Below are 19284 nucleotides of genomic sequence, written 5' to 3'. Positions count from 1 at the left end.
GCGCGGCGCGTCATCGAAACCGTTGCGGTCCGATTGTTGCTCCGCCACCGCGCCCGTCACTGCTCAGCGGCGCTTGGCGGCGACGTAGGCCTGGACCTCGGCCAGTTCGGCGGGAAGTACGTCGAAGCGCTCGTCGAGCGACATCAGGTCGGCCATCGCCTCGGGCAGCGGCGCGCCCGGGAATCCGGCCCGCACGATGGCTGCCTCGAACTTGGCCGGATGGGCCGTGGCCAGGGTGATCATGGGCGTCGTGGCATCGGCGCGGCAGCGATTGGCCGCCCGGTAGCCGGTGGCGGTATGCGGATCAAGCAGCTCGCCCGTATGCGCGAACGCCTCGCGAATCACCTCGAGGATAGTGTCGTCGTCGACGCTGTCGCTCGAGAACAGCCGGCGCAACGCGGCGAGCGGTGCGTCGTCGATCACGGCCCGGCCATCGGCGAAGCGATCCAGCAGATCGCGCACCGCCCCGCTGTCGCGTCCGTAGGCTTCGAACAACAGGCGTTCGAAATTCGACGATACGACGATGTCCATAGACGGTGCGAGCGTGGCCAGCAACGCCCGGCGCGAGAAATCATTGTCGGCGATTGTGCGGTGCAGGATATCGTTGGCGTTGGTCGCGATCACGAACTGCTTGACCGGCAGCCCCATGCGATACGCCATGTAGCCGGCAAACAGATTGCCGAAGTTCGCCGACGGCACCGTGAACGATACCTCGCGATGCGGCGCACCCAAGGCAACCGCCGAGGCGACATAGTAGACGATCTGGGCCATGATGCGCGCCCAGTTGATCGAGTTCACCGCAATCAATCGCCGACCTTCGAGAAACCCCTGGTCGGCGAAACTGGCCTTGACCATGGCCTGGGCGTCGTCGAAATCGCCCTCGATGGCGATGTTGTGCACATTGGACGCATGCACGGTGGTCATCTGCCGGCGCTGGACCGCGGAAACGCGCTCATGCGGGTGCAGGATGAAAATATCGAGCTGATCACAGGCCCGGCAACCCTCGATCGCGGCCGAGCCGGTATCGCCCGAGGTCGCGCCCATGATCACGCCGCGCTCGCCCCGCCGGGCGAGAAAATGATCGAGCAGGCGTCCCAGCAGCTGTAGGGCGACATCCTTGAAGGCCAGCGTCGGGCCGTGGAACAACTCGAGCAGATGATGGTTGTGCGACAACTGCTTGAGCGGCACCACCGCATCGTGATTGAAGGTGGCGTAGGTGTCCCGGATGATGCGCCTGAAGTCGGCGTCGTCAATGGCATCGCCCACGAACGGCTTCATCACCCGGAACGCGATCTCGGTATACGGCAGGCCCGCCATCGCCGCCAGCTCGTCGTGCGAGAACTGCGGCATGGTTTCGGGCACGTACAAGCCGCCGTCCGGCGCCAGGCCGGTGAGCACGACGTCCTCGAAGTTCAGCGCCGGCGCTTCGCCGCGCGTGCTGATGTAGCGCATCGCCTCGGTCATTCCTAGTCCTCGAATTCGGCCACACGGTAATGCACCACGCCGTCACGCGTGGTTGGCAGCGCGCGGATATGATCCAGCGCCTCGGTCAGCGTGCCCTCGCGGGCCGGCTTGGTGATGATGATCACGCGGGCGTCATCCTCGGCGGTCGGCGGGTCCTTCTGCAGAATGGCCTCGATCCCGATTTCGAGCTCGGCCAGCAGGCGGGTGATCTCCGCCATGACGCCGGTCTTGTCCGCCACCTGCACACGGAAATAATGCCCGCAGATGAAGTCCGGCGACTCCAGGATCGGCTCTTCGGTGATCTGGTCCGGCTGGAAAGCCAGATGCGGCACCCGACCGCTCGGGTCGACGCTCATCATGCGCGCGGTATCGATCAGGTCGGCGACCACCGACGAAGCGGTCGGTCCCGCGCCGGCGCCGGCCCCGTAGTAGGCGGTCGGGCCCACGGCGTCGCCATACACCATGATCGCGTTCTTCTCGCCCTCGACATTGGCCAGCAACGCGCGCTCGGGCACCAGCGTCGGATGTACGCGCATCGCCACGCCGGTAGGCTGGCGCTGGGCGATGCCCAGATGCTTGACCCGATAGCCCAATTCCTCGGCGTACTCGATATCATCGGCGCCGATGCCGCGGATACCGTCGGTGACGATGCGGTCGAACGACAGCGGAATACCGAAGGCGATGCTGCCGAGAATGGCGAGCTTGTGCGCGGCGTCGATGCCGTCGACGTCGAAGGTCGGATCGGCCTCGGCGAAGCCGAGCTTCTGTGCCTCGGCCAGCGCCTGCTCGAAGCTCATGCCTTCGAACTTCATCTGGCTGAGGATGAAATTGCCGGTGCCGTTGATGATGCCGGCCACCCATTCGATGCGATTGGCGGCCAGCGATTCGCGGATCGCCTTGATGATCGGGATGCCGCCGGCCACCGCCGCTTCGAACGAGACCACCACGCCGGCCGCGTCGGCCGCGGCGAAGATTTCGTTGCCGTGCAGCGCGATCAGGTGCTTGTTCGCGGTGACCACGTGCTTGCCGTTGGCGATCGCGGCCATGACCAGATCGTAGGCCAGACTGTCGCCGCCGATCAGCTCGAGCACGACGTCGATATTCGGGTCCTCGACGATGGCGCGGGCATCGGTTCCGATGTCGATGCCGCCGGTGTCGCATTCACGCGCGCGCTCGAGGTTCTGCACCGCCGCCCGGGTCACACGAATCTCTCGACCGGCACGCCGCGTGATCTCGTCGCCATTGCGCGCGAGCAGATTGACCACACCGGCACCCACGGTGCCGAGGCCGAGTACGCCGACCTTGACCGGTTCCATCATCGTGACTGTTCCTCGTTTGCGAGCCGCGCCCGACGCCGGGTGCGGTCATCCTGGTTGATGCACTAAAAACAGGCTCGAAAGCCCTGCGCGCCGCGACCTGTTCTGCTCAGGCACGCGGCGGCACCCCGCGTTAGGCGGGTTCGACGCCGTCGCGCCGGAACATGCGCTTGATATTGCGCAGCGCCTGTCGCGTGCGCTGGTCGTTCTCGATCAGGCCGAAACGCACGTGCGTGTCGCCGTATTCACCGAAACCGACCCCCGGGGAGACTGCCACATGGGCCTCGGCCAGCAGCTTCTTGGTGAAATCCAGCGATCCCATGTGCTGGTAGGCCTCCGGAATGCGTGCCCAGACGAACATGGTTGCCCTGGGGCGCTCGACCGGCCAGCCGATCTCGTTGAGCCCGTCGCAGAGGATATTGCGGCGCTTTTCGTACAGATCCCGGATCTCGGTGACACAATCCTGCGGCCCGTTGAGCGCGGCAATGGCCGCCACCTGAACCGGCGTGAACATGCCGTAGTCCAGGTACGACTTCATGCGCGCGAGCGCAGCGATGAGTTCCGGATTGCCGCACATGAAGCCCACACGCCAGCCCGGCATGTTGTAGCTCTTGGACAGCGTGAAGCATTCCACGGCGACGTCCTTCGCCCCCGGCACCTGCAGGATCGACGGCGCTTCGTAACCGTCGAACGTCAGATCGGCATAGGCCAGGTCCTGGACGATCCACAGATCGTATTCGCGCGCCATGGCGACCATGCGCTCGAAGAATTCCAGCTCGACGCACTGCGTGGTCGGATTACTGGGAAAGTTCAGCAGCATCATCTTCGGCCGGGGCCACGATTCCTTGATCGCTCTTTCCAGCTCGGCGAAGAAATCGGTGTCCGGCATCATGCGCACGTGGCGCACATCGGCGCCCGCGATCACCGCGCCGTAGGGGTGAATCGGATAGGCCGGATTGGGCACCAGCACCTGATCGCCGTGCTCCAGGATGGCGAGCATCAGATGGGCCAGCCCTTCCTTCGAGCCCATGGTGACGATGGCTTCGCTCTCGGGATCGATGTCGACGTCGTAGCGGCGCTTGTACCAGGCCGAGATCGCCTGTCTGAGGCGCAGCACGCCGCGCGAGACCGAATAGCGATGCGTATCCGGGCGCTGCACGGCCTCGGTGAGTTTCTCGACGATATGCGGCGGCGTGGGCCGATCGGGATTGCCCATGCCGAAGTCGATGATGTCCTCGCCGCGCGCTCGCGCCGCCTGCTTCAACTCGTTGATGATCGCGAACACATACGGCGGTAGGCGATTGATGCGTACGAAGTTGGATTTCGAGGAAGCGTCGGACATGTTGGTTCAAGCGGTTGGGTCGCCCGCACGACGGGCGGCGGAGGTATGCCTGGCCGATGCCGGTCGCAATCGGTCAAACACCGGAGTCTGCCAGATTCGCTGGCCCAGCACTACCAGAGTGCGCGGGTCTGTTCAGCGATCGGGCAAGACCTTCTGCGGATCGATCGGATCGCCATCCTTGCGCACCTCGAAGTGCAACATCGGCTTGTTGCCGGGGCCAAGCCCCATGTTCGCGATATGCGCCCCTGCGGCGACGCTCTGGCCCTGCTTGACGAAGCTCTTGTCGACGAAGCCATAGGCCGACAGATAATGCTTGTCGTGCTTGATGATGATCAGCTTGCCGTAGCCCTTCAGCCCCGAGCCGTTGTAGACCACGGTGCCGCTGGACGCGGCATCGATCGGTGCCCCGACCGTGCCGCCGATTTCGATGCCGCGCCGCCGCGCCGACGGGTCGTAGGCCCGCAACAACGGGCCGCTGGCCGGCCATTGCCAGCCATCCGCACTCGGGCCCCCGGCCTTGACCTTCGTGTGCCGGGTCGCGGCCGATGAGCTCGCGCTGTCGATCGAGCGCTGTTCCCGGGATTGGGTCGGCGAATGCCGGGGTGCGCTCTGTGCAGCGCCGCCGGCATTCGGCTGCGCTCGGTTACCCGCGCCGGACGAATGGTTCGAGGCGGTCGACACCGAATTGCGGGTAACCGTGGGCGCGCCGGGCGTATTGAGCGGCTGGACGTGGCCATTCGACCGACTCGACGGCGCCGCAGACGGTCGATTAGACGGCGTATTGGGCGCACTCGACATATGCGCGTAGTCCAGCCGCGGATAGGGCTTGAGCGTCAGATGCTGCCCCACGTCGAGGCGATACGGCGGCCCGATATGATTCCAGCGCGCCAGCTTGTGCCAGTCGATGTGGTAACGCTGTCCGATCTCGGACAACGTGTCGCCGCGCTGCACAGTGTAACTGTCGGGGCGCATCGCCCGGCTGATCGAACAGCCGGCCATTGCCATCGAGCCCGCCATCACCACGATGGCAGCCGCCGCTAGACGAAGCGATAGACCAGGCAGGCGGTCACGACCAAGGCGACGAATATCCATCCGATCCAGTCCAGATACTTGAGTAGTCGGTCCTCGAACACTGGCCCGAGACAGCGCACGAGCCCGGCGACCAGGAAAAACCGTGCGCCGCGCCCCGCGATCGATGCAAGCACGAAGGCCAGCAGCGGCATGTCGAGCGCACCCGCCGCGATGGTGAAAAGTTTATAGGGCAACGGGGAAAAGCCGGCAAACAGAACCGTCCAGAAGCCGTAGTCGGCGAACCCGCGCCGGACCGTGTCGTAACTCTGTCCATAGCCCACACTATCCAGCCAGGGAAGTATCTGTTCGATGAACAGCGCGCCGATCAGATAGCCGAACACAGCGCCGGCAGCGGAACCGAGCGTGGCGAGCACGGCATAGCGGACAAAGCGTTCGCGCCGGGCCAGCGTCATCGGCATGAGCATGACGTCCGGCGGAATCGGGAAGAACGAACTCTCGGCGAAGGCCAGGGCTACCAGCCCGCCCTGCGCATGCCGGTGCCCCGCGGCGCGGACCACGGCCGCGTAGAGCCGCCGCCACATCAGTCGTGGCCTTCGATCAGGGGCACGAAGCTGACCGGGTCGAGATCCTCGCGCTGGAACGACTGGCCCTGACGGCGCACCACGACCAGGCGCTGGCCGGCGCCGCCGGTCTCGCCCACCGGCACGATCATGCGGCCCTGCTCGGCCATCTGCTCACAGAGCGAGGTCGGCAACGCCTCGGCACCGGCGGTCACCAGGATCACGTCGAAAGGGCCGTACGAGGGCAGCCCGAGCACATCCTCGCGCGCTTCCCGCGCCCGGATATTGCGATAACCCAGTTCGGCGAGCCGGCGCCGCGCCTGGTCGTAGAGCGGCTTGATGCGCTCGACGGTATACACCGTGTCGACCAGTTCGGCCAGCACGGCCGCCTGGTAGCCGCTGCCGGTGCCGATCTCCAACACATGGTCGGGGACGCCGTCGGCCAGCAGCAGACTCGTCATCTGGGCCACGATATACGGCTGTGAAATCGTCTGGCCATAGCCGATCGGCAGCGCCGTATCGTCATAGGCCCGGCTGGTCATGGCCTCGTCGACGAACATATGCCGCGGCACGCGATTCATCGCCGCCAGAACGCGTTCGTCGCGGATACCGAGCTGCTCGAGGCGCGCGATCAGTCGCGCCCGGCTGCGCGCCGAGGCCATGCCGAAACCGCGCACGTGGGGATGCTTGTCCGGCTCGATCATCACAGCCGATCCAGCCAGTCGGACAACGACGACAGACTGGCATGCCGGGTCAGATCGATCTGCAGCGGCGTAATCGATACGAAGCCATTGTTGACGGCCTGGAAATCCGTACCGGGCCCGGCATCGGCCTGCCCGCCGGCCGGCCCGATCCAGTACACTTTTCGCCCGCGCGGATCGCGATCGGCGATCAGCTTCTCGGCACGATGGCGATAACCCAGCCGGGTGGCGCGATAACCGGCCAGCGCGTCGTATGCCACATCCGGGACGTTGACGTTGAGAATGGTATCGGCCGGCAGCGGGTGGGCCAGCAACAGGCGCACCATCGACACCGCGACCCGCGCCGCCGTATCGTAGTGAATACAGGCGTCGCCCGCCAGGGAGACCGCAATCGCGGGCAGCCCCAGCGACCGGCCTTCGGTCGCGGCCGCCACGGTGCCGGAATACAGCACATCGTCGCCAAGGTTGGCGCCCGTATTGATGCCGGAGACGACCATATCGGCGTCTTCATCAAACAGCCCCGTGGTCGCCAGATGCACGCAATCGGTCGGCGTCCCGTCGACGGCGAAGACATTGTCGTCGACCTCGCGCACCCGTAGTGGCCGCTCCAGCGTGAGCGAATTGCTTGCGCCGCTGCGATTGCGGTCCGGCGCCACGGTGACGATATCGTCGCAGACCGCGGCCATGGCCGCGCGCAGCGCGCTCAGGCCGGGGGCGTGACATCCATCGTCGTTGCTCAGTAGTAAACGCATGTACTCACAGACTCGAATTGATCCGGGCGCGCGTGCGCGTGCAGGCACGCGCTCAGCCCGATAGCATAGCTCATACAGGCCCGGCTTGACTTTGTGCCGCCAGCCGCGCGGCAGGGAATACGCGATCATGAGCGCTTCGAATCGCGACGACGACAAAACCAGTGAGGACGAAGCCGCGCTGTTCCGCAGCACGGTCGGGCCGGTCACGGATATCCGCCATCACCGGCGCGCACCGCAGCGTCCCCTGCCCTCGGCTCGCCCGCGCATGCGCGAGGCCGACGAGGCCGCCGTGATGACGGAACTTCTCGTCGACGCCCCGCCCGATCCAGACATCGAAACCGGCGACGACCTGGTGCATCGCCGCGAAGGTGTCCAGCATGCCGTGATCCGACGCCTGCGCCGCGGACATTATCGCTGCCAGGCCGAAATCGATCTGCATGGCATGGTGGTCGACGTGGCCCGTCATTGCCTGAGCGAATTCCTGCACGAGGCGCTGGATCGCGGCTATCGCTGCGTGCGCATCGTCCATGGCAAGGGCCTGCGCTCCGGCAACCGCGGGCCGGTACTCAAGGGCAAGGTCGCCGGCTGGCTGCGGCAACGGGATGAAGTGCTGGCCTATGCCTCGGCCCGGCCGGTCGACGGCGGCACCGGCGCGCTCTATGTCCTGCTTCGCAAGACATGAGCCCCGATCATGCGCCTCAACCGCGACCGGCCATGTCCTCGGCCCGGACCAGCTCGCGGATCACGCTGGTTGCGAAGGCTCCGGCAGACAGCGTGAATGAAAGCCGCATGTCGTCGCCTTCCACCGTAGTCTCGAGCCCGGTCAAGGGCAGTCGAAGGGCGCGCCGTTCGGCGTCCACGCCGAATTGCGCCAGACCGTCGCAGAAATCCGGGAAACCGGCCAGAACGCGATTTTCCATCTCGGCCGCGGCGTCGGAAGGCGACACCGCGCCGTCCCGCCGGCGCCCCGGCATGGGCCCGGTGGGCTCGATATCGCCACGTGCCGCGCGGGCGATGAGCGAATCCCAGGATTCCTCCGTGTCGGCGGCGGCGAACACACTGTGTGATCCGGCCAGCATGAAGACATCCCCGGTCAGCGGGCCGGGCCAGGCACCGGCCCGCAGGCGCGCATCCAGCACCGCATTGAAGATCAGCGAACGGGCCGCCGACAGGGCAAAACTGCGCCGCCCGCGCGACAAGCGACGACCGGAAAACAACGCCTGCGACAGCTCGATGTTGCGGCCGCCGTGGCCGAACCGCTGCGGCCCGAAATAGTTGGGCACACCGTCGCGCCGTACCCGCGCCACACGGGCCGCGAACGCTGTCGCGTCGAGGCCGTCGACCTGGCGCACGACAATATCGAAGCGATTGGCACGGTGCGTACCGCGCCGAAGCTTGCGCCCGTGGCGGCGCGCCTCGAGTACGCGCAAGTCGTCGTCCGCGGGCCAGGCCGGCAGCGCCTGCTTGATCGGCCAGGTCAGCGACAACCATTGCCGGGTCACGGCATGGCGATCCTTGAGGCCGCTGTAGCCGATGTTGCGCGCCGCCACACCGATGGCGGCCGCCAGTCGTTCAACCGCCTGCGGGGTGGTCAGCCCGGTCTTCTCCACCCAAAGCCAGACATGCTCGCCCTCGCCGGACAGCTCGACATCGCAGATTTCCTCGACCCGAAAATCGGCCGGCGTCGCGCGCAACCGACCACTTGCGCTCGGCCCGGATTCGACATGCGCGAAGGCGGCGACGTCGACCGCGTCGCCGTTCAGATAATCCATCCCGCGATCAGCCGGCGCTGGCGGTCTTGCCGGACGCGGCGTGCGACGCCTTCGTCGGGGCGGATTCGTCGGGCACGGTCAGAAAGAACGTCTCACCCGGCTTGACCATGCCCATTTCGACCCGCGCCCGACCCTCGGTCGCGCCCACGCCGGACTTGAGGTCATTGATCCGGGCCTGCATGGCATTGTTGCGCGCGCGGTCGTGCTTGTTCTCCCGGACGATCTTCTGGTGCATCGATTGCAGATGGTGCACCTGCGCCAGACTGCCGTCACCGATCCACAGCCGGTATTGCAGACCCGCGAAAACCACGACCAGCGCAATGACGGCGACGCGATACATGCCTCGATTGTAGCGCGTCGCCGCCGGCTGTCCAGCGTAGGTTTCGTAGTCGGGAACGCCGTCGCGCAATCTCGTCAGATTTCGCAGTTGAAGGCTTTCTTGCCCGGATACACCGCTCGGCTGCCGAGTTCGGCCTCGATCATCAGCAGACGGTTGTACTTGGCAATGCGGTCCGAGCGCGACAGCGACCCGGTCTTGATCTGCGTGGCCGCGGTCGCCACGGCCAGATCGGCGATGGTCGAATCCTCGGTTTCACCGGAACGATGCGACACCACGGCGGTATAGTCGGCGCGGGTCGCCACGTCGATCGCGCGCAGGGTCTCGGTCAGTGTGCCGATCTGGTTGGGCTTGATCAGAATCGAGTTGGCAATGCCTTCCTCGATGCCCCGCTGCAGAATACGCGTATTGGTCACGAACAGATCGTCGCCGACCAGCTGGATCCTGTCGCCCAGACGCTCGGTGAGCAATGCCCAGCCGTCCCAGTCGTCCTCGGCCATGCCGTCCTCGATCGTGATGATCGGATAGCGTTCGACCAGGCCGGCCAGGTAGTCGACGAACCCCTTGGCGTCGTAGTCCTTGCCTTCGCCGGCGAGCTTGTAGGTGCCGTCCTCGTAGAACTCGGTGCTGGCGGCGTCGACGCCCAGGTAGACCTGTTCGCCCGGCTTGTAGCCCGCACGCTCGATGGCCTCGACCAGCGTCTCCAGCGCGGCTTCATTGGACGGCAGGTCCGGCGCGAAGCCGCCCTCGTCGCCGACCGACGTCGACATGCCGCGCTCGCCCAGCAGTTTCTTCAGATTCTGGAAGATTTCCGCACCACAGCGCAAGGCATCCGAAAAACTCGAAAAGCCGGCCGGCACGATCATGAATTCCTGGATGTCGACATTGTTCGAGGCATGCTCGCCGCCGTTGATGACGTTCATCATCGGCACCGGCAGCTGGGTGGCCTCATCGTGTCCCAAAAACGCATACAGGCCCTGACCGGCATTGTTGGCCGCGGCGTGGGCCGCGGCCAGGGACACGCCCAGCAGCGCGTTCGCGCCCAGACGGCCCTTGTTGTCGGTGCCGTCGAGTTCGATCAGCACCTTGTCGAGACCGGCCTGGTCGTTGACGTCGAAGCCCTTGATCTTCTTGGCGATCTCGCCGTTGACATTGGCCACGGCGCGGGTTACGCCCTTGCCGAGGAAGCGACTCTTGTCGTTATCGCGCAACTCGACGGCCTCGAGGCTGCCGGTCGAAGCGCCCGACGGCACCATGGCCGTACCGGTCGCCCCGGATTCCAACTCGATTTGAACCGCGACCGTGGGATTGCCGCGCGAGTCGATAACCTGATAGCCGCGCGTATTGGAAATCTTCGACATAAGCTTTGAATATCGCGTTGGTGTGGAATGAGCCCGAGCCACCGCGTTCTACTGCGGTCGACCAAGATTACCCGCTGTGCGGCGACGGCGCCATGACGCCGCGACGCTTGGCCACGCCATCGAGCTCGACCAGCGTTTCCAGAAGCTCGCGCATCTGTGCCAGCGGCAACGAATTCGGCCCATCGCACAGGGCGTTGTCGGGGTCGGGATGGGTTTCCATGAACAGCCCGGACACGCCCGCGCCGACCGCGGCCCGTGCCAGCACCGGAATATGTTCGCGCGCGCCGCCCGAGGCATGGCCGAGCCCGCCGGGCAACTGCACCGAGTGCGTCGCATCGAACACCACCGGGCAGCCGGTATCGCGCATCATCGCCAGGCCGCGCATATCGACCACGAGATTGTTATAGCCGAACGAGAACCCGCGCTCGCAGACCATGAGCGCCCGGCCGCCCGCTTCACGGGCCTTGGCCACCACGCCGTTCATCTCCGCCGGCGACAGGAACTGGCCCTTCTTGATGTTCACCGGCTTGCCGGAGGCGGCGACGGTCTGGATGAAATCGGTCTGGCGACACAGGAAGGCGGGCGTCTGCAACATGTCGACCACGACCGACACCGGCTCCACCTGGGCCTCGACATGCACATCGGTGGTCACCGGCACGCCGATCTCGCGCTTGACCGCCGCCAGCGTTTCCAGCCCCTGATCCAGACCGGGTCCACGATAACTGGCATGCGAACTGCGATTGGCCTTGTCGAAGGAGCCCTTGAACACATAGCCGATGCCGAGATCGGCACAGATTTCGGCCACATGGCCGGCGATATCGATCGACAGCTGCTGCGATTCCAGGCTGTCCGGCCCGGCGATCAGGAACAGCGGCGCATCGCCGCCGACTTCGAAACCGGCCAGATTCATTTCAGACACCGCGCGCGCGCCGCCGAGATGAAGCCCATGAACAACGGATGGCCGGCCCGCGGCGTCGACGTGAACTCGGGATGAAACTGGCAGCCCAGAAACCAGGGATGATCGGGCAGTTCGATGATTTCGACCAAGTCGTCCTCCACCGAGAAGCCGGAAAACACCAATCCCTTGGCCGACAGTGTCTCACGGTAACGGTTGTTGAATTCGTAGCGATGGCGGTGGCGTTCGAAGATCTCGTCGGCGTCGTAGCAGCGATGCGCCAGCGTGCCGGGCACCAGCCGGCAGCGCTGTTCGCCCAGGCGCATGGTGCCGCCGAGATCGACATTGGCGTCGCGGGTCTGGCGGGCGCCGCCGGCGTCGGTCCATTCGGTGACCAGCGCGATCACCGGATGCGCCGGCTGCGGCTCGAACTCGGTACTGTGCGCGCCGGCCAGCCCGGCCACATCACGCGCGAATTCGATACAGGCAACCTGCATGCCGAGACAGATGCCGAGATACGGCACCTTGTTCAGGCGCGCATAACGCGCGGCCGCGATCTTGCCCTCGATGCCACGTTCGCCGAAGCCCCCGGGCACCAGGATGGCGTCGCAGTCGGCCAGGGCCTCGGCCGGGTCCTTCTCCACCGTTTCCGAATCGACATAGTGGATATCGACACGCGTGGCCGTATGCAGCCCCGCATGCGACAGCGCTTCGTTGACCGACTTGTAGGCATCGGCCAGATCGACGTACTTGCCGACCATCGCCACCCGTACCGACACATCCTGGGTGGTGCGCGCATCGACCAGCGCGGCCCAGTTCGACAGGTCCGCCTTGGGCGCGGTCATCGAGAAATGATCGATGACCAGATCGTCGAGATGCTGGCTTTGCAGCAGACTCGGCATCTTGTAGATGTCGTCCACGTCGACCGCGGCGATGACCGCGCGATCGGAGACATTGGTGAACAAGCCGATCTTGCGGCGCTCGTTCTCGGGTAGCGGCCGGTCCGTGCGGCAGACCAGGATATCCGGCTGGATGCCGATCGAGCGCAACTCCTTGACCGAATGCTGCGTCGGCTTGGTCTTGAGCTCGCCGGAGGACGGGATAAAGGGCACGAGCGTCAGATGCATGAACATGACGCGATCGCGACCCAGCTCCACTCCGAACTGGCGGATCGCCTCCAGGAACGGCAGCGACTCGATGTCGCCGACGGTGCCGCCGATCTCGACCAGACAGATGTCCGCGCCCTCGCCGCCTTCCAGAATGCAGCGCTTGATCTCGTCTGTGATGTGCGGAATCACCTGCACCGTGCCGCCGAGATAATCGCCGCGCCGTTCCTTGTTGATGACGTTGTTGTAGATCTGGCCGGTGGTGAAGTTCGACAGGCGCGAGGTCCGCGTCTTGAGGAACCGCTCGTAATGACCCAGATCCAGGTCGGTCTCGGCGCCGTCGCGCGTGACGTACACCTCGCCATGCTGGAACGGGCTCATGGTGCCCGCATCCACATTCAGATACGGGTCGAGCTTGATCACCGAGACCGACAGGCCACGGGCTTCAAGCAGCGCGCCGAGCGAGGCGGCGGCGATGCCCTTGCCGAGCGAGGAGACAACCCCGCCGGTGACAAAAAGATAACGAGTACCGGTCGCGTGCCCAGCCATGCGCGCTCTTGTGGGGTCGAGGGAGGTGCCAGGCGCGCATGCTAGCCCAAAGCCGGTGCGCGAACAACGCGCGCCCGGTCGCGACATCGCCCGACCGGCGGCATCACACGGCCTGACATGGTATGCCGCGCCGGCTGATCCGCACCGGCGCGCGCGACCTGACCGTCGTTGCGCGAGTCGTGTCGTTCGCTGGCTCCGGGCGCTCAGTCGCGCACGGGGTCGCCGGCCAGCTCATGGCGCCAGACGAACGTCGGCGCGTATCCGCCGAACCAATCCACGATCGCGGGATGCTGCCACCGGCCGGGCAGTGCCACGAGCCGATCATCGACATACACCCGCGGCATCCGTTCCCGGATCCAGGGCGGCACCCGCGTTCGCCGCAGATATTCCGACAGGGCTTCCGTCCCGCCATCGGCGCGGCTCAGACGCGCGCCCGCACCACCGAACGCCAGCACGAGGCCGCCGGGCCATGCGCAGGCCGGCACGCCGTGAACCCGCAATACGCCACAGCCCGGGGGCAGCGTGATCGCGTCGCCGGCATGCCAGGCGAGCACGGTCGCGGCGGGCGGCGCGGCCGGCAACCGAGGCATGGCGAAAAGACGCGCATCGAAACGACGGACTTCGGTCCCGGCGAACGAAACACGGGGGCCGGCGTGTTCCCGGGCGCCGAGCAGGCGTGCGATTTCGGCCAGATGACGATGATTCGGCCGGTCATGCCCGGCTTCACGCAGCCAGCGGCGCAAGACTTCGGCGCGCCGGGCCGGCGACAGCGTGGCAAGGGCGTCGATGGACAGCGTATCCCTGTCAGTCCGCGCGGCCGCGAGATCCAGCGCGGCCAGCGCCCGGACCGCGTCGTTCGCCTGTGCCGCCCATGCCGCACTGCGTGCCAGGGTTTCGGCCGCGGCCGGCCAGCGCTCGACCAGCGCCGGCCAGACGCGGGTACGCAGTTGCCCGCGTGCGCGCTGCCGGCTGTGGTTGCTCCGATCCTCCACCCAGGCCAGGCCGTGCGCTTTCGCATAGGCGGTGATTTCGGCGCGTGGCCGGTCGATCCATGGCCGCCAGAGCCGCCCCGGGCCGAACGACGTCAGGCCCGGCATGCCGGCCAGGCCGGCCACGCCCGAGCCGCGCAGTGCCTGCAGCACAAACGTTTCGGCCTGGTCGTTGGCGTGGTGCGCCGTGAGCAACACCTCGCCCGGGGCGAGATCGTCGGCCAGTGCGGCATAGCGCGCATGGCGAGCCGCGGCTTCGAGCCCGCCGCCCCCGGCACCGACGTGGACATCGAGCCGGGAATAGGCCACGCCGAGATCCGCGCATTCCTGCGCGCAGTGCGCGGCCCAGTCTTCGGCCGCGGCCTCGATATGGTGGCACACATGTACCGCGCGCACAGCCGCCGCGCCGCCCGCATGGGCCAGCGCATGCAGCAGCGCCGTGGAGTCGCGCCCGCCGCTGTAGGCGACGACCAGACCGGCCGCGTGTTCCGGCGGCGTGCGCAGCAGGTCGGTCAACGTGGGCTGGTGTGTCACACCGCGGCGCGCGGCACGCTCGCGCCCTGTCCGGAGCGGCGCGGCGGCATCACCCCGCCGACTTGTAATCGCCGAAGGCCATCCAGCGCTTGTAGCGCGCGTCCAGCAACTCGTCGATGCTCAGGTGCTGAAGCCGGGTCATGTGGGCTAGCAGGCGATCCTTGAGATGCCCCATGAGGCGGGCCGGGTCGCGATGCGCACCGCCCAGCGGCTCATCCACGACCTCGTCGACCAATTCCAGGCGTTTGAGATCGATCGAGGACACCCGCATCGCCTCGGCCGCGTCCTCGGCCTTGGCCGCGGATTTCCACAGAATCGAGGCACAACCTTCCGGCGAGATCACGGAGTAGATGCTGTACTGAAGCATCATCAGCTGGTCGCCCACGCCGATCGCCAGCGCCCCACCGGAGCCGCCCTCGCCGACCACGGTGCAGATTACCGGCACGCGCAGCTTGGCCATCTCGAACAGATTGCGGGCAATCGCCTCGGACTGGTTCCGCTCTTCGGCGCCGATACCCGGATAAGCACCCGGGGTGTCGATGAAGGTCAGCACCGGCAGTTTGAAGCGCTCGGCGGTCTTCATCAGGCGCAACGCCTTGCGATATCCCTCGGGTCGCGGCATGCCGAAATTGCGATGAATCTTTTCCTTGGTGTCACGGCCCTTCTGGTGCCCGATCACCATCACCGACTGACCGCCCAGACGCGCGGTGCCGCCGATGATTGCCGGGTCGTCGCCATAGGCCCGATCGCCGTGCAGTTCGACGAAGTCGGTGAACATGCCGTCGATGTAATCCTGCGTATAGGGGCGCAGCGGGTGACGCGCCATCTGCGCGACCTGCCACGTCGATAGCTTGGAAAAGATCTGCTCGGTCAAATGCTTGCGCTTTTCTTCCAGACGCGTGATTTCTTCCGAGAGATTGACCTCGCTACCGTCCGCGACAAAGCGCAACTCCTCGATCTTCTGCTGCAGTTCGGCGATCGGTTGTTCGAAGTCCAGGTAATCGAGGTTTTTTTGCGCCATCGGTTCGTCGTTGCCGGTTGTCGGATCAGCTTACGCTCGTCTGGGCGCGACGATAACGTACTTGCACTTTATCCGCACCCACGAGGCTCTTCAGATCGGCCAGCAACTCCTCGCACAGGCGCAGCCGGGTATCGCCCAAAGTCAGCACCGCGCGGGCCTGTGCGTTGGCGTAACGCAACACGACATCGCAGCCGGCGTCGGCCTTGTAGCGATCCACGCAGCCGGCGAGTGCGCCGACATCCAGCGTGGCTTCGGACTGCAACTGCAGCAGGATACGGCTGGCATAGGCCGCACGCGCGGTCTCGATGTCCATGACCGTGTTCGCGTTGAGCCGGAAACCGTCGGAGAAGTCGTCGTACTGCAGGCTGCCGTCGACGATCACGAGCTTGTCCGAGACCAGCAGATGGCCGAACTCGGCGGCCTTGTCCTCGAACAGGGGGCACTCGATGCGCCCGGAGCCGTCGTCCAGCACGACGATGATCCGCTTGCCCTTCTTCATGCGCCGGACCTCGACCACAAGCCCGGCGACCACCGCGGCCTTGCGCGGACTGCGGCGGCCCTCGCCGCCCTCTTCCGGCCGGGGCATGGCCGCGACCTGATCGGCGATCTTGCCGTCGGTCATGCGCGCCAGCTCGGCCTCCCAGGCCTTGATCGGATGTCCGGTCAGATACAGACCCAGCGTGTCGCGCTCGGCCTTGAGCCGCTCGTCCTCCGGCCATTCGTCGAGATGATCAAGCGGCGGCCCGGCGGTGTCCGGTGTTTCGGCCAGGCCGAACATGTCGTTCTGGCCGACGCGGCTGGCCGCGCGGTCCTGTTCCGCGGCCGCCAGCGCGCGGGTTACACCGTGCATGAGGCTGGCCCGGTTCGGGCCGAGATCATCCAGCGCGCCAGCGTTGATCAAGGCCTCGATCGCGCGCCGGTTGATCTTCGACGTATCCACCCGGCGACAGAAGTCATACAGATTGACGAAGGTGCCGCCCTCGCGCCGCTCGGCGATCACGGCTTCGATCGCGCCCTTGCCCAGCCCCTTGATCGCGCCCAGGCCATAGCGGATGGTCGCATCGTCGACCACCGAGAAGTTGTATTCGGAGGCGTTGACGTTGGGCGGCGCCACCTCGATGGCGAGCCGGTGGCACTCGTCGATCATGATCACGACCTTGTCGGTGTGATCCATATCCGCCGACAACACCGCCGACATGAAGTCGGCCGGATAATGCGCCTTCAGCCACGCGGTCTGATACGACACCAGGGCATAGGCCGCCGAGTGCGATTTATTGAAACCGTAGCCGGCGAATTTCTCGACCAGATCGAAGATATAGGCGGCGGTATCCTCGTCGATATTGTTCGCGACCGCGCCCTTGACGAAGCCGTCGCGCTGCTTGGCCATTTCCTCGGGCTTTTTCTTGCCCATGGCACGACGCAACAGGTCGGCGTTGCCCAGGCTATAGCCCGCCAGCACCTGGGCGATCTGCATCACCTGTTCCTGGTACAGGATGACGCCGTAGGTCGGTTCCAGCACTTCCGCCAGGCTGTTGTGCGGATACACCACCTTGGCCCGGCCGTGCTTGCGGTCGATGAAATCCTCGACCATGCCGGATTCGAGCGGCCCGGGCCGATAGAGTGCGACCAGCGCGATGATGTCCTCGAACTCGGCCGGCTGCAGGCGCTTGATCAGGCGCCGCATGCCGGACGATTCCAGCTGGAACACAGCCGTGGTGTCGCCTTTCTGCAGCAGGTCGAACGAGGCCTTGTCGTCCAGCGGGATCTGGCGAACGTCGATCGGCCCCTTGCCGGTTTTTTTCAGGCGGGTGTTGGCGACCTGGACCGCGTTGTCGATGATGGTGAGCGTGCGCAGGCCGAGAAAGTCGAACTTGACCAGGCCGACCGCCTCGACATCGTCCTTGTCGAACTGGGTGACGCGATTGGTGCCGCCCGGCTCGCAGTACAGCGGCGTGAAATCGATCAGGTTGGACGGCGCGATGACCACGCCGCCGGCGTGCTTGCCGGCGTTGCGGGACAATCCTTCCAGCGACAGCGCCAGATCGAGCAGGTAACCCACCTCCTCGTCTTCGCGCGAGGTCCGCAGTTCCTCGGATTCCTCGAGCGCCCGGGTGAGCGTCATGTCCGGGGCGAACGGGATCTGCTTGGCGATGCGGTCAACGAAGCCGTAGGGGTGATTGAGCACGCGCCCGACGTCGCGCACCACGGCCTTGGCCGCCATCGTGCCGTAGGTGATGATCTGGCTGACCTTCTCGTGGCCGTAGGCATCGGCCACGTATTCGATCACCCGGTCGCGGCCGTCCATGCAGAAGTCGACGTCGAAGTCGGGCATGGACACGCGTTCGGGATTGAGGAAGCGTTCGAACAGCAGATCGTAGGCCAGCGGGTCCAGGTCGGTGATGCCGAGCGCATAGGCCACCAGCGAACCGGCGCCCGAACCACGGCCCGGACCTACCGGCACGCCGTTCTCGCGCGCCCAGCGGATGAAGTCGGCCACGATCAGGAAGTAGCCGGGAAAACCCATGGTCTTGATGACGTCGAGTTCGTGGGTCAGCCGGCTCTCGTATTCCTCGCGCCTGGTCTCGCGCACGTCCGCGTCCGGATACAGGTCTTCGAGGCGTTCATTGAGTCCGGCCCGGGATTCGGCCTTGAGAAACGAATCGGTATCGTGACCTTCGGGCACCGGGAAATCCGGCAGCACGTTCTCGCCGAGCGTGAGCTGGAGATTGCAGCGGCGCGCGATCTCCACCGAGTTCTCGATCGCCTCGGGCAGGTCGGCGAACAGCTCGACCATCTGCTCGGGCGTCTTGAGATACTGTTCGGCGGTGTAGTGGCGCGGCCGGCGCGGATCGGCCAGCGTATAGCCGCCGTGGATGGCCACACGCGCTTCGTGCGCATCGAAATCGTCGGCGCCGGGAAAGCGCACGTCGTTGGTGGCCACGATCGGAATATCGGTGGCCAGGGCCAGGCCGACGGTCTCCGCCAGCCAGGCGGCCTCGCCGCTGCGCTGGCAACGCGTGACCTCCAGATAGTAGCGATCGCCGAAAATCGATTGCCAGTGGCGCGCGTGCTGCTCGGCCAGTTCGGTCTTGCCGGCCAGCAGCGCCTGGCCGGTATCGCCGCTCATGCCGCCGGACACCGCGATCAGCCCGTCCGACTTCTCCACGATCCATTCGCGCCGGGTGAGTACCTGGCCGCCGGTCTGGCCATGCAGGTAGGACCGCGTGAGGATTTCGCAGAGGTTGCGATAGCCCTCGCGGTGCTGCGCGATCAGGGTCAGCCGGGAGGCCGGCGCCGCACCTTCGTCCACCAGCAGATCCACGCCCACGATCGGCTTGATACCGGCCCCGAGCGCGGCCTTGTAGAACTTCACCATGCCGAACAGGTTGACGTTGTCGGTCACGCCGACCGCTGGCATGCCGGCCTCGGCCACCTGCTTCATCAACGGCTTGATGCGCACGATGCCGTCGGACAGCGAATACTCGGTATGAACGCGCAGATGGACGAAGGGCGTCGTCATCGATAATCCTCGAACTCGGGGGCCGGAGCCCGC

At 65.9% G+C, this 19284-nt stretch carries 16 protein-coding genes; 1 reads left to right on the top strand and 15 read right to left on the bottom strand.

Annotated elements, in window-relative coordinates; genetic code table 11:
• Positions 1-63: 63 nt before the first annotated feature.
• From thrC to surE, 7 genes are all read right to left on the bottom strand, one after another.
• Entirely contained in the window at positions 64-1452 is a 1389-nt protein-coding gene (gene thrC / locus ACS8Y6_RS05015) for a threonine synthase (protein ID WP_440848392.1), read from the bottom strand.
• 14 nt (positions 1453-1466) lie between these two features.
• Positions 1467-2780 (bottom strand): homoserine dehydrogenase, encoded by a 1314-nt coding sequence (locus ACS8Y6_RS05010; RefSeq protein WP_440848391.1) that lies wholly within the window; start codon positions 2778-2780, stop codon positions 1467-1469.
• 133 nt (positions 2781-2913) lie between these two features.
• Positions 2914-4122, bottom strand: a complete 1209-nt coding sequence (alaC, locus tag ACS8Y6_RS05005) for an alanine transaminase (RefSeq protein ID WP_440848350.1) — start codon at positions 4120-4122, stop codon at positions 2914-2916.
• Between the two features lie 132 nt (positions 4123-4254).
• A complete protein-coding gene (locus tag ACS8Y6_RS05000) occupies positions 4255-5214 on the bottom strand; it encodes a peptidoglycan DD-metalloendopeptidase family protein (RefSeq protein WP_440848349.1) in 960 nt (319 codons plus the stop codon).
• Positions 5160-5735 carry a YqaA family protein gene (locus ACS8Y6_RS04995; protein ID WP_440848348.1) on the bottom strand — a complete coding sequence of 192 codons (576 nt, stop codon included), beginning with the start codon at positions 5733-5735 and terminating at the stop codon, positions 5160-5162. Before ACS8Y6_RS04995 ends, ACS8Y6_RS05000 begins: the two co-directional genes overlap by 55 nt.
• Complete coding sequence (locus tag ACS8Y6_RS04990) at positions 5735-6418, bottom strand: protein-L-isoaspartate(D-aspartate) O-methyltransferase (protein WP_440848347.1); 684 nt, start codon at positions 6416-6418, stop codon at positions 5735-5737. The genes ACS8Y6_RS04995 and ACS8Y6_RS04990 overlap by 1 nt, the downstream gene beginning before the upstream one ends.
• On the bottom strand, positions 6418-7167 hold the full coding sequence (surE, locus tag ACS8Y6_RS04985) for a 5'/3'-nucleotidase SurE (RefSeq protein WP_440848346.1): 750 nt from the start codon (positions 7165-7167) through the stop codon (positions 6418-6420). The genes ACS8Y6_RS04990 and surE overlap by 1 nt, the downstream gene beginning before the upstream one ends.
• Positions 7168-7294: 127 nt before the next feature.
• On the opposite strand from surE, the gene ACS8Y6_RS04980 reads away from it, so the two are divergent.
• Positions 7295-7849, top strand: a complete 555-nt coding sequence (locus ACS8Y6_RS04980; protein WP_440848345.1) for a Smr/MutS family protein — start codon at positions 7295-7297, stop codon at positions 7847-7849.
• A gap of 16 nt (positions 7850-7865) precedes the next feature.
• Here ACS8Y6_RS04980 and truD read toward each other — a convergent pair whose 3' ends face one another.
• The 8 genes from truD to dnaE all read right to left on the bottom strand — a co-directional run bounded on the left by truD (position 7866) and on the right by dnaE (position 19251).
• On the bottom strand, positions 7866-8939 hold the full coding sequence (truD, locus tag ACS8Y6_RS04975) for a tRNA pseudouridine(13) synthase TruD (RefSeq protein WP_440855095.1): 1074 nt from the start codon (positions 8937-8939) through the stop codon (positions 7866-7868).
• 7 nt (positions 8940-8946) lie between these two features.
• On the bottom strand, positions 8947-9348 hold the full coding sequence (locus ACS8Y6_RS04970; protein WP_440855094.1) for a septum formation initiator family protein: 402 nt from the start codon (positions 9346-9348) through the stop codon (positions 8947-8949).
• A gap of 5 nt (positions 9349-9353) precedes the next feature.
• Positions 9354-10637, bottom strand: coding sequence for a phosphopyruvate hydratase (gene eno, locus ACS8Y6_RS04965; protein ID WP_440855093.1), 1284 nt, complete (start codon positions 10635-10637; stop codon positions 9354-9356).
• A gap of 67 nt (positions 10638-10704) precedes the next feature.
• A complete protein-coding gene (kdsA, locus tag ACS8Y6_RS04960; protein WP_440848390.1) occupies positions 10705-11547 on the bottom strand; it encodes a 3-deoxy-8-phosphooctulonate synthase in 843 nt (280 codons plus the stop codon).
• Positions 11544-13187 carry a CTP synthase gene (locus ACS8Y6_RS04955; protein ID WP_440848341.1) on the bottom strand — a complete coding sequence of 548 codons (1644 nt, stop codon included), beginning with the start codon at positions 13185-13187 and terminating at the stop codon, positions 11544-11546. The genes kdsA and ACS8Y6_RS04955 overlap by 4 nt, the downstream gene beginning before the upstream one ends.
• A 203-nt stretch (positions 13188-13390) precedes the next feature.
• Positions 13391-14710, bottom strand: coding sequence for a tRNA lysidine(34) synthetase TilS (gene tilS, locus ACS8Y6_RS04950; protein ID WP_440848340.1), 1320 nt, complete (start codon positions 14708-14710; stop codon positions 13391-13393).
• Positions 14711-14759: 49 nt separating this feature from the next.
• Complete coding sequence (locus tag ACS8Y6_RS04945; RefSeq protein ID WP_440848339.1) at positions 14760-15731, bottom strand: acetyl-CoA carboxylase carboxyltransferase subunit alpha; 972 nt, start codon at positions 15729-15731, stop codon at positions 14760-14762.
• A 25-nt stretch (positions 15732-15756) separates the two neighbouring features.
• Complete coding sequence (gene dnaE / locus ACS8Y6_RS04940; protein WP_440848338.1) at positions 15757-19251, bottom strand: DNA polymerase III subunit alpha; 3495 nt, start codon at positions 19249-19251, stop codon at positions 15757-15759.
• Between the last annotated feature and the right edge of the window lie 33 nt (positions 19252-19284).

It is taken from the genome of Salinisphaera sp. RV14 (assembly GCF_052044135.1).
Classification (GTDB): Bacteria; Pseudomonadota; Gammaproteobacteria; order Nevskiales; family Salinisphaeraceae; genus Salinisphaera.
Note: the sequence above shows the minus strand (reverse complement) of the source record. Positions and strands in the feature narration are given on the sequence as shown.

What these genes read in the sequence shown, in the direction of transcription:
- surE (WP_440848346.1), bottom strand. Translation starts at nt 7,167, where the DNA reads ATGCGTTTACTACTGAGCAACGACGATGGATGTCACGCCCCCGGCCTG.
- ACS8Y6_RS05000 (WP_440848349.1), bottom strand. Translation starts at nt 5,214, where the DNA reads ATGGATATTCGTCGCCTTGGTCGTGACCGCCTGCCTGGTCTATCGCTT.
- truD (WP_440855095.1), bottom strand. Translation starts at nt 8,939, where the DNA reads ATGGATTATCTGAACGGCGACGCGGTCGACGTCGCCGCCTTCGCGCAT.
- ACS8Y6_RS04955 (WP_440848341.1), bottom strand. Translation starts at nt 13,187, where the DNA reads ATGGCTGGGCACGCGACCGGTACTCGTTATCTTTTTGTCACCGGCGGG.
- kdsA (WP_440848390.1), bottom strand. Translation starts at nt 11,547, where the DNA reads ATGAATCTGGCCGGTTTCGAAGTCGGCGGCGATGCGCCGCTGTTCCTG.
- thrC (WP_440848392.1), bottom strand. Translation starts at nt 1,452, where the DNA reads ATGCGCTACATCAGCACGCGCGGCGAAGCGCCGGCGCTGAACTTCGAG.
- ACS8Y6_RS04980 (WP_440848345.1), top strand. Translation starts at nt 7,295, where the DNA reads ATGAGCGCTTCGAATCGCGACGACGACAAAACCAGTGAGGACGAAGCC.
- alaC (WP_440848350.1), bottom strand. Translation starts at nt 4,122, where the DNA reads ATGTCCGACGCTTCCTCGAAATCCAACTTCGTACGCATCAATCGCCTA.
- ACS8Y6_RS04995 (WP_440848348.1), bottom strand. Translation starts at nt 5,735, where the DNA reads ATGTGGCGGCGGCTCTACGCGGCCGTGGTCCGCGCCGCGGGGCACCGG.
- ACS8Y6_RS04945 (WP_440848339.1), bottom strand. Translation starts at nt 15,731, where the DNA reads ATGGCGCAAAAAAACCTCGATTACCTGGACTTCGAACAACCGATCGCC.
- ACS8Y6_RS04990 (WP_440848347.1), bottom strand. Translation starts at nt 6,418, where the DNA reads ATGATCGAGCCGGACAAGCATCCCCACGTGCGCGGTTTCGGCATGGCC.
- ACS8Y6_RS05010 (WP_440848391.1), bottom strand. Translation starts at nt 2,780, where the DNA reads ATGGAACCGGTCAAGGTCGGCGTACTCGGCCTCGGCACCGTGGGTGCC.
- dnaE (WP_440848338.1), bottom strand. Translation starts at nt 19,251, where the DNA reads ATGACGACGCCCTTCGTCCATCTGCGCGTTCATACCGAGTATTCGCTG.
- eno (WP_440855093.1), bottom strand. Translation starts at nt 10,637, where the DNA reads ATGTCGAAGATTTCCAATACGCGCGGCTATCAGGTTATCGACTCGCGC.